At 35.0% G+C, this 9,653-nt stretch carries 10 protein-coding genes; 6 read left to right on the top strand and 4 right to left on the bottom strand.

Annotated elements, in window-relative coordinates; genetic code table 11:
• Positions 1 to 1,831, bottom strand: a 1,831-nt coding sequence (locus ACOYLP_RS08750) for a hypothetical protein (RefSeq protein ID WP_422855795.1), incomplete at its 3' end; no start/stop codon positions are given.
• A 158-nt stretch (positions 1,832 to 1,989) separates the two neighbouring features.
• On the opposite strand from ACOYLP_RS08750, the gene folE reads away from it, so the two are divergent.
• The 4 genes from folE to lgt all read left to right on the top strand — a co-directional run bounded on the left by folE (position 1,990) and on the right by lgt (position 5,421).
• Entirely contained in the window at positions 1,990 to 2,661 is a 672-nt protein-coding gene (folE, locus tag ACOYLP_RS08745) for a GTP cyclohydrolase I FolE (protein WP_422855794.1), read from the top strand.
• A gap of 39 nt (positions 2,662 to 2,700) precedes the next feature.
• The gene (gene cysS / locus ACOYLP_RS08740) at positions 2,701 to 4,179 is read left to right on the top strand and encodes a cysteine--tRNA ligase (RefSeq protein WP_422855793.1); all 1,479 of its coding nucleotides are present in this window, start codon (positions 2,701 to 2,703) and stop codon (positions 4,177 to 4,179) included.
• A 10-nt stretch (positions 4,180 to 4,189) separates the two neighbouring features.
• Positions 4,190 to 4,432, top strand: a complete 243-nt coding sequence (gene yidD, locus ACOYLP_RS08735) for a membrane protein insertion efficiency factor YidD (protein ID WP_422855792.1) — start codon at positions 4,190 to 4,192, stop codon at positions 4,430 to 4,432.
• Between the two features lie 77 nt (positions 4,433 to 4,509).
• Positions 4,510 to 5,421 (top strand): prolipoprotein diacylglyceryl transferase, encoded by a 912-nt coding sequence (gene lgt / locus ACOYLP_RS08730; protein WP_422855791.1) that lies wholly within the window; start codon positions 4,510 to 4,512, stop codon positions 5,419 to 5,421.
• A gap of 58 nt (positions 5,422 to 5,479) precedes the next feature.
• Here lgt and ACOYLP_RS08725 read toward each other — a convergent pair whose 3' ends face one another.
• Together ACOYLP_RS08725 and ACOYLP_RS08720 are read right to left on the bottom strand one after the other, a co-directional pair.
• A complete protein-coding gene (locus ACOYLP_RS08725; protein WP_422855790.1) occupies positions 5,480 to 6,535 on the bottom strand; it encodes an RluA family pseudouridine synthase in 1,056 nt (351 codons plus the stop codon).
• On the bottom strand, positions 6,525 to 7,142 hold the full coding sequence (locus ACOYLP_RS08720; RefSeq protein ID WP_422855789.1) for a PASTA domain-containing protein: 618 nt from the start codon (positions 7,140 to 7,142) through the stop codon (positions 6,525 to 6,527). Before ACOYLP_RS08720 ends, ACOYLP_RS08725 begins: the two co-directional genes overlap by 11 nt.
• A gap of 93 nt (positions 7,143 to 7,235) precedes the next feature.
• On the opposite strand from ACOYLP_RS08720, the gene ACOYLP_RS08715 reads away from it, so the two are divergent.
• The gene (locus tag ACOYLP_RS08715; protein WP_422855788.1) at positions 7,236 to 8,210 is read left to right on the top strand and encodes a D-alanine--D-alanine ligase; all 975 of its coding nucleotides are present in this window, start codon (positions 7,236 to 7,238) and stop codon (positions 8,208 to 8,210) included.
• 78 nt (positions 8,211 to 8,288) lie between these two features.
• Positions 8,289 to 8,756, top strand: a complete 468-nt coding sequence (gene coaD, locus ACOYLP_RS08710; protein WP_422855787.1) for a pantetheine-phosphate adenylyltransferase — start codon at positions 8,289 to 8,291, stop codon at positions 8,754 to 8,756.
• A gap of 39 nt (positions 8,757 to 8,795) precedes the next feature.
• Here the strand turns inward: coaD and ACOYLP_RS08705 are convergent.
• On the bottom strand, positions 8,796 to 9,653 hold an 858-nt coding region (locus ACOYLP_RS08705; RefSeq protein WP_422855786.1), incomplete at its 5' end, for a helicase-related protein.

Here is a 9,653-nt window from a genome sequence, read left to right as displayed (position 1 = left end):
TAACACAAAAATCTATATCTTGATAAACACCAAATATAGCATTTGTGATTGGAAAACCTGCATTTGGTATGGTCTGATTGTAAGAATATGGACAGTTGTCTCCTGCATTAAATAAATTTGGGTTAGGAAAACGAATTACTCCGTTCGTACCAACATTTAATTGAGTATAATTTTGTCCATAAAAACAAAAATTCATGCCTGCAGGAAAAGAAAATCCATCAGACCAATCGTCATCTCCAAATGTAGTACCCGGACCAATATTAATCCATGATGGGTTTTCAAAAGCTGCTTGTGGGCAAAAAGGAATTGAACTAACAGAATAGCTTGTAGTTGAGGGTACTTGAGAGACATTTGCAAATAATGTTCTGCATTCACCCGTTGTACAAAGAGTTAAATCCAATGGTGGTGTTCCTGTTGCAGGGTCTACACTTACGGTAGCACAACCATTAGGAACAACTGTAATTGTAACTATTACTCCTGTATAATTTGTTTGACAAAATGGAGATGCTAAATTTCTAACATTTTGAAGTGTATAAACTGTAGTTGCATTTAAAACAGGTGTCGTCCATGTAGTAGTTCCAGATGCAGGAATTGGTCTAACATAGGTATTCCCAAGATTATTTACAAAAGTAACATTAGTACCTGGTGTTCCTGTAATTGTAATTAAAGCGGTGTTTCCAGGACATATTGTTGCATTACCTGTAATATTAGCAATTGGCAAAGGATTTACTGTTATAGTAATAGGTTTAGTTACAGTGCAAGCTCCAATTGTAGAAGATGCTGTGTATGTATGTGCAACAGCAGCCGTTGGAGTAACTGTTGGATTAGCAACACTAGGGGTTGTTAATCCCGCTGTAGCAGCCGGATTTGCTGTCCATGTGTAAGGATTTGAACTTCCTGTAGCAGTTAGGGTTGTAGAACTTCCTAAACAAACAGCCGAGTTGCTAGGAGTAATTGTCAGACTAGGTCCCACAACAGCATTCCCCATAGAAACTGTAGCAGCTGTTGGTAGAGTACTATCTGTAACAGAAACGGTATAAATTCCTGGAGGTATACCTGTAAAAACACCTGTTGTATTATTTAATGTTACAGGTCCCGTAATACTATAATTTACATATGGTAATGTACCTCCTAAACCACTAACTGTAATAGATCCATCATTAGCTGTAACGCACAATGCATCTGTTACATTATAAGTAACCATGAGATCATCGGTAAGCATAAAATCATCTACAGCAAAATCATTTCCTGATGCACTTGTATTATTATTCCATAACTCAATAGTTGCTGTGGTTGCGGTTGCGGTAAAAGAATATACTACTTGTCTCCATCCCAATGTCGGTAATGGTGCCAATGTGCTTCCTGATACTAATGTTGCAGTTCCTCCTGTAATCTGTACTCCGATATCAGCTTGCGATGATGCTCCCGTTACTAAACTAGAAACTGATTTAATCCAATAACTGAATCTGTAAGTGGTTCCTATTGTCAAAGTGGGAATTCCAGCACCTGTATTACCTGCTCTCCAAAATCTTGGATTTCCTGTGGTGGTATTACCATCAATAATGAGCATTCTACCATTACCAGATGTATGATCTGAACTTGGGATAAAACTAGTAGTATTTATAAGACTTGGATCTGTTGTGAAGGCAAAGTTCCCTGTAGCTGTTGTGCCAGAATATGGGGCATTTAAAAGTGTGTATCCTGCGCCGTTTGTAACAAAGCCAACCCCAGAACCTCCTATTTCAAAACCTCCATTTAGAATTAAATTTTGAGAAAAAAGAGAGTTTGTAAATAAAAAAATTAAAAAAAGTGTAGTAAATTTATTTTTCATTTTTGGTAAAAATTATTTTAGCAGCGAAATTTAAGTATTTTTAAGAAATAATTATCTTAAAATCAGAAAAAATTAATAATATGAAGTATTCCCGACAGATTAATTATAATTATTTATCTTTGTTTTTTTTATTTTAATTCCATAAAACAAAGATTTTAATGATTAATATTGACCAAATTAATGATGAGTTAGGTGAAAATCATATTGCAACAAGTGCCAATAATCCTGTAAGAAATGATGCGTTTAATTTATCTGATGAACAAAAGATTGAATTAATAAAAAGAGATGTTGAAAACATTCTAAACACTCTTGGGATGGATTTAACTGATGACAGTATTAAAGGAACACCAAATCGTGTTGCTAAAATGTTTGTTAAAGAAACTTTTGGCGGCTTAAATCCAAATAAAAAACCAAAGGCTTCCACCTTTGCCAATAATTACAAATATGGCGAAATGTTGGTCGAAAAAAACATTACTCTCTACTCAACTTGTGAGCATCATTTATTACCAATAATTGGCAAAGCTCACATAGCTTATATTTCAAATGGAACGGTAGTTGGACTTTCCAAAATGAATAGAATTGTAGATTATTTTGCTAAAAGACCACAAGTGCAGGAACGTTTAACTATGCAAATCGTTCAAGAATTGCAACAAGTATTGGGAACTGAAGATGTTGCTTGTGTTATTGACGCCAAACATCTTTGTGTAAATTCACGCGGTATTCGTGATATAGAAAGTAGCACCGTAACTTCAGAATACGGAGGAAAGTTCAATGAGGATTCAACACGAAGTGAGTTTTTAGATTACATCAAATTAGATACTAAATTTTAATAGCCCAGACCTACCTGCCGTCAGGGCTCCAAAAAAACTATGCAATTATATAAAAACCAACAACTAAAAATATATAATTCTCTTTCAGGAGAAAAAGAAGTTTTCAAACCCGTGCATGAGGGAAATATTGGAATGTATGTGTGTGGTCCTACAGTATATAGTAATGTGCATCTTGGAAACGTTCGTACTTTCATGTCTTTTGATATGATTTTCAGATACTTTCTTCATTTAGAATATAAAGTTCGTTACGTGAGAAACATTACGGATGTTGGCCATATAGTTGATGATGTAGATGATGGTGAGGATAAAATTGCTAAAAAAGCACGTGTAGAGCAATTGGAGCCAATGGAAATTGTACAGCGTTATACTGTCGATTTTCATGATGTTTTAAATCAGTTTAATTTTCTTCCACCTAGTATTGAACCTACAGCAACTGGTCATATCATTGAACAAATTGAAATCGTAAACCAAATTATTAAAAAAGGATTTGCCTACGAAAGAAATGGCTCTGTCTATTTTGATGTAGTGAAGTTTAATGAAAACAATCATTACGGAAAATTAAGCGGCAGAAACATTGATGAAATGTTAGCCAATACGCGTGATACCGACGGACAAAGCGATAAGAAAAACCCACAAGATTTTGCGCTTTGGAAAAAAGCGGAGCCAGAACATATTATGCGTTGGCCTTCGCCGTGGGGAATTGGTTTCCCAGGCTGGCATCTAGAATGTACTGCCATGAGCACCAAATATCTTGGTGAAACTTTTGATATTCACGGTGGCGGAATGGATTTAAAATTCCCACATCACGAATGTGAAATTGCTCAAAACGAAGCTTGTACAGGTCATAGCCCGGTGAATTATTGGATGCATGCCAACATGCTAAATCTGAATGGTAAAAAAATGTCGAAATCAACCGGAAATAATTTGCTTCCCGGTGAAATCTATTCGGGTGGAAGTCCGTTTTTGAGTAAAGCCTTTTCTCCAAATGTGGCTCGTTTTTTTATGATGCAGGCGCATTATAGAAGTATACTTGACTTTACTAACGACGGAATTTTAGCTGCCGAAAAAGGATTTAACAGATTAATGGAAGGCATCGATATACTTAAAGAATTACAACCTAACTCTACTTCTTCTATTGAAATTGCGTCTTGGAAACAGAGTTGTTATGAGGCAATGAATGACGATTTCAACACACCAATTTTGATTGCTAATTTATTTGAAGGAATAAAATTTGTCAATTTAATTAAAGACGAAAAAGAAACGCTAACTGCTTCTGATTTAAAAATACTGACCGAGACATTACATTCCTTCACTTTTGATGTTATTGGCATTAAAGATGAAAAAAATACTGCTGTTAATTCCGATAAATTAGATGGGGTTGTTGAAATGCTTATTGGTATGCGAAATGAAGCACGAGCCAATAAAAACTTTGCCTTGTCTGACCAAATTAGAGACCAATTGTTAGCACTTGGAATCCAATTGAAAGACGGAAAAGACGGAACTACTTTTACGGTTTAACCAAAAACGTATGTTAAAAAAAATAGCCATAGCGCCATTTTTAGTGCTCATCTATTTTTACAAAATAGTGCTGTCTCCATTGTTGCCGTCAAGTTGTCGATTCCAACCAACCTGTTCTAGCTATTTCATTGAAGCACTTAAAATTCATGGTCTGTTTAAAGGATTTTTTTTGGGTATAAAAAGAATTTTGAGCTGTAATCCTTGGGGCAAAAATGGCTACGACCCTGTTCCAGATAAAAAATGTTCACATTAAAGTTTAAATAATTTAGTATACTTTTTCGAACAAATCACTATTTTTACATTTTAACATAAATAGAAAAGCAATTAGTCATGATTTGGAATCCATCAGAAGGAATAAATATAGGTTCTTTTACTATCCGTTATTATAGTCTAATGTTTGTTATCGCTTTCGGACTTGGATGGTACATCATGAAACGCATATTTGAAAAAGAAAATGAACCGATTGAAAAATTGGATACTCTTTTCATCTGGACTGTTGTGGCAACCTTACTTGGTGCCCGTTTAGGTCATGTTTTTTTCTACGATTGGGAATACTACAGAAATAATCTATTGGAAATTTTATTGCCATTCAAATTCAGTCCAAATTTTGAATTTACAGGTTTTCAGGGTTTAGCTAGTCATGGAGCAGCCATAGCTATTATTATTGCAATGTATTTTTATAGTAGAAAAGTAATCAAAAGACCGATGCTTTGGGTATTAGACAGAGTGGTTATTCCTGTAGCTAGCGGTGCTGTTTTTGTTAGAATTGGGAATTTTTTTAACTCCGAAATTGTCGGTAAAATAACCGATTCGCCTTTCGGAGTCCGATTTGTTAGAGATTACTATTCTTCAGCAGAAGTGGTTAATATTACCAAAATCTCAAATGTAAACGATGCCTATCACGCTCTTGTATCTGACCCAAAATATGCAGCACTATTAGAGAAAGTTCCGGCAAAGCATCCTGCGCAATTGTACGAAGCTTTTGCTTATGTCTTTGTGTTTTTAATTCTATTTTTCTTGTATTGGAAAACAAAAACAGCCGAAAAACATGGTTTACTTTTTGGTTATTTCTTAATCCTACTTTGGTCAGTTCGATTTGTTGTCGAATATGTCAAAGAAAGCCAAGGCGGAATAGAAGAAACTTTCGGATTACTTTCAACCGGACAATGGCTTAGTATTCCTTTTATATTAGTCGGTATATATTATTTGTTTGTTGCCGAAAAACCGGTGGATGAAGCATAAACATAAACCCAAAATCTAGACTTATTTAATTATTTTGCTTTTTGCCTAAGAGTACTTCCTACGAATTCGTGTTTTCACTTTCCGTAAAACCTGTCTTAGCATAATTCCTCCATTTTTCAATGCAGTCTTTCATGTCTTGAGGCAATTCAGTGTCAAAACGCATATATTCTTTGGTTGTTGGGTGAAAAAATCCTAGTGTTTTGGCGTGTAAAGCCTGTCTTGGTAAAGTCTTAAAACAATTGTCTATAAACTGCTTGTATTTAGTAAATGTGGTACCTTTTAAAATCAAATCACCACCATAACGCTCGTCATTAAATAAGGTGTGTCCAATATATTTCATATGCACCCTAATCTGATGTGTTCTTCCTGTTTCCAATTTGCAGGAAACCAAAGTAACATAACCAAAGCGTTCCAAAACCTTATAATGTGTAACCGCATGTTTTCCAATTTCACCATCCGGAAAAACTGCCATTTGCATTCTATCTTTTACGTGTCTTGCAATATTACCTTCTATAGTTCCTTCATCTTCTTTTACATTTCCCCAAACCAAGGCAATATATTCACGTTCGGTAGTTTTATCTTCAAATTGTTTTGCCAGATGTGTCATCGCTTGTTCTGTTTTAGCTATGACTAAAAGTCCGGAAGTATTTTTGTCTATACGGTGAACCAGTCCAGGTCTATCACTTGAGTTCTTTGGCAGATTTTCAAAATGAAAAGCCAACGCATTAACCAATGTTCCTGTATAATTTCCGTGTCCGGGGTGAACAACTAATCCTGGTGGTTTATTGATTACCAATAAAGAATCGTCTTCATAAACAATATCAAGTGGAATATCTTCGGGAAGGATTAAGTTTTCAAACGGAGGATGTGACAGCATTACTCGAACCACATCAAAAGGTTTAACTCTGTAACTGGACTTTACCGGAACATCATTTACCCAAATGTTTCCATCATCTGCGGCTTTCTGAATCTTGTTTCGTGTAGCGTTAGCAATTAACTGCATCAGGAATTTATCTACACGCAACAACGATTGTCCTTTGTCAGCAACATGTCGGTGGTGTTCAAATAATTCTTCTTCTTCTAATTCAGGAGTATTATCAATATTATTGTCCATTTAATGGAATAATTTGAGTAGAATCTATAGCTGTAGAATCAACTGTTTCTTCATAAGTAATTTTTCCATCGCCAAGAATCAAATCAATTTTAGATGATTTTAAGACTTTATCACCCGCTTTTAATTTCTTTCCGTTCTGGCGTAATTCAAGAACCATGTCTTTACCCAAATAGGGTTTATAAGTAATTGTCCCTTCCATTAAACCTATAGCTTCTAATGTTGGCACTGCTTGACGATAGGTTTTTTCAATCAAATCGGGCACTGTAACCATCGTATATTTCGAAGCGTTTATTTTGATATAAATCTTTCTCCCTTCTTTTACTTTCGCGCCTGCTTTTGGTTCTTGCTCTACAATAGTTAACTTTGGAAAATCAGGTTTGAAATCAACCGTGTCTAGAATTATATAATCTAAATCGACAGCACTTAATTTTTCTTCTGCCTGTTCTGCAGAAAGTCGGGCCAAATCAGGAACTGTAATTTCCTGTCCGTGATGCGTAGTATAGGTTATCCAATGAAAAAATAAATAGGCTATAATGGCAAAAATGGCCATAGCTGCAAGAATTTGAGTAAAAAAAATGCGACTGGATAAATACTTTCGTAAACTCATAAAGAATTTTAATTTGCACAAAGATATAAAAAACATAAAGGTAATTGGTTTGAAAAAATTTGATAATTTTGTTTCACCTAACATCCAGTACAAATGAAAAAAATTGCCATCATCATGGGCGGTTATTCCAGCGAATACAAAATATCGTTAACGAGTGGAAACGTAGTCTATCAAAACTTAGACAAAACAAAATTTACTGGATATCGCATCCATATTTTTAAAGAAAAATGGGTTTATGTTGATGACAATGATACTGAATTCCAGATAGATAAAAATGATTTTTCGGTTACGGTAAGCAATGAAAAAATTACGTTCGATTGTGTGTTTAATGCCATTCACGGTACACCCGGAGAAGATGGTCTAATGCAAGCTTATTTTGATTTATTAGGAATTCCGCAAAACTCCTGCAATTATTACCAAGCGGCATTGACATTTAACAAACGTGATTTATTATCGGTTCTAAAACCTTATGGCATAAAATCGGCAAACTCTTATTATTTAAATCTTGGTGACGATATCAAACAAGATGAAATTCTGGAAAAAGTGGGATTACCTTGTTTTGTTAAACCAAACAAATCGGGTTCCAGTTTTGGAATTACCAAAGTAAAAACAAAAGAGGAACTTTTATTTGCGATTGCCAATGCTTACAAAGAAGACAACGAAATAATTATCGAAAGCTTTCTTGACGGAACAGAAGTTTCTGTTGGTGTCATAAACTATAAAGGAGAAACCATAGTTTTGCCTATTACAGAAATTGTATCCGAAAATGATTTCTTTGATTACGAAGCTAAATATCATGGAAAATCACAGGAAATAACACCAGCCAGAATTTCTGAAGACATAGCCGAAAAAATTAGAGTTGTTGCCAAAAAGACCTATACGATTTTAAAAATGAGTGGATTTTCGAGAAGTGAATTTATCATAGTAGACGGCGAGCCATTTATGTTAGAAATGAATACAATACCTGGACTAACGACAGAAAGTTTAATTCCTCAACAAGCAAGAGCAGCGGGAATTACTCTAGAAGATTTGTTTACAAACTCAATTGAATTAGCTTTACAAAAATAAAACATTGTACTTTTAGGTTATAGGTTTTAGGTTTAACAGCTTTTAATCTAGAACTCACAACATATAACATACAACAAAATGAAAAGAAAAGCTGTTTTCCCAGGTTCGTTTGACCCAATAACTAATGGTCATTATGATATTATCCAAAGAGGCATTTCACTTTTTGATGAAGTGATAGTTGCGATTGGTATCAATGCAGAAAAGAAATATATGTTCACATTAGAGGAACGTAAAAAATTTATTGAAGACGCTTTCAAAGACGAGCCAAAAGTAACCGTGATTACTTTTGAAGGGTTAACCATCGATTTATGCCGGAAATTAGACGCTGATTTTATACTACGTGGGTTGCGAAATCCGGCCGATTTTGAGTTCGAAAAAGCCATTGCGCATACTAACAGAAGATTATCAAAAATTGAAACAGTTTTTCTTCTAACCGCTTCCAAAACATCATATATTTCCTCAAGCATTGTTCGCGATGTGATTAGAAATGGCGGTGATTACTCCGTTTTGGTTCCAGATACAGTTGTAGTAAAAAAAATAGTGTGAATTTTTCAGCTTTCAATATAAATCTGCCTACTGCGACTGTTAACTACGACTGCTCCTATCATAATCTTCTCTCTTAATAACCATGCGCGCGACTTCAATCTTAAACTTCTTCCCTTTCATTTTTTCGTCGCGAATATTGGAAAGTAGTTCTTTTACTTTTTTAGATTTTACCGCAGCAAACGAAATAAAATCCTTTACTTCTATCAATCCCAAATCGCCTTTTTCGAGTTTTCCTTTTTGAGAAAAGAAACCTACGATGTCTATTTTATTTAGTTTGTTTTTCTTACCGCCACTAATGTAAATTGTTTGAAATTCAGGTGGTTTTGATAATTTGGTGGAGTTGTCAACTTCTAAAACTGACATTCCATAACTGATATAATCGAGTTTTTTTTCACTTTCGTGGAAAATGACATAAGCAGTTCCGGTAGCTAACATACGCGCAGTTCGTCCGTTTCTATGGATGAATTCGTCTTCCTTTGATGGCAAATGATAATGAATAACGTGTTTCATTTCGGGTATATCCAAACCACGTGCAGCCAAATCGGTGGTAACCAAATAACTGACGCTTCCGTTTCTGAACTGAATTAAAGCGCGTTCACGTTCATCCTGATCCATTCCGCCGTGGTAATAGGTAGCGTAGATTCCTTTTTGGTTTAGCGCATCGCTAATGCGTTCGGCCGCGTCTCTGTGATTGCAAAAGATTAAAGCCGATTCCGATTGTAAGGAACAAATCAAATTAAATAAACTGTCAATCTTGTCTTTCTCTTTTGAAACTACCATTTTCATCGAAAGATTTACTTTAGCTTCTTCCGTTGGAATAAAATCTAAAACAGTTGGATTTACAACTCGCGTATATTTTGGGATTTCAATTCCGGCTGTTGCCGAAACCAATATCCG

The organism is Flavobacterium sp. (assembly GCF_049318325.1).
GTDB lineage: Bacteria > Bacteroidota > Bacteroidia > Flavobacteriales > Flavobacteriaceae > Flavobacterium.
The sequence above is the reverse complement of the archived record's forward strand: the minus strand, read 5'-3'. Positions and strand labels throughout refer to the sequence as shown.

Bases quoted from the DNA above. Each gene is read 5' to 3' on its own strand.
- folE (WP_422855794.1), top strand. From the start codon at position 1,990: ATGATTAATATTGACCAAATTAATGATGAGTTAGGTGAAAATCATATT.
- cysS (WP_422855793.1), top strand. From the start codon at position 2,701: ATGCAATTATATAAAAACCAACAACTAAAAATATATAATTCTCTTTCA.
- yidD (WP_422855792.1), top strand. From the start codon at position 4,190: ATGTTAAAAAAAATAGCCATAGCGCCATTTTTAGTGCTCATCTATTTT.
- lgt (WP_422855791.1), top strand. From the start codon at position 4,510: ATGATTTGGAATCCATCAGAAGGAATAAATATAGGTTCTTTTACTATC.
- ACOYLP_RS08725 (WP_422855790.1), bottom strand. From the start codon at position 6,535: ATGGACAATAATATTGATAATACTCCTGAATTAGAAGAAGAAGAATTA.
- ACOYLP_RS08720 (WP_422855789.1), bottom strand. From the start codon at position 7,142: ATGAGTTTACGAAAGTATTTATCCAGTCGCATTTTTTTTACTCAAATT.
- ACOYLP_RS08715 (WP_422855788.1), top strand. From the start codon at position 7,236: ATGAAAAAAATTGCCATCATCATGGGCGGTTATTCCAGCGAATACAAA.
- coaD (WP_422855787.1), top strand. From the start codon at position 8,289: ATGAAAAGAAAAGCTGTTTTCCCAGGTTCGTTTGACCCAATAACTAAT.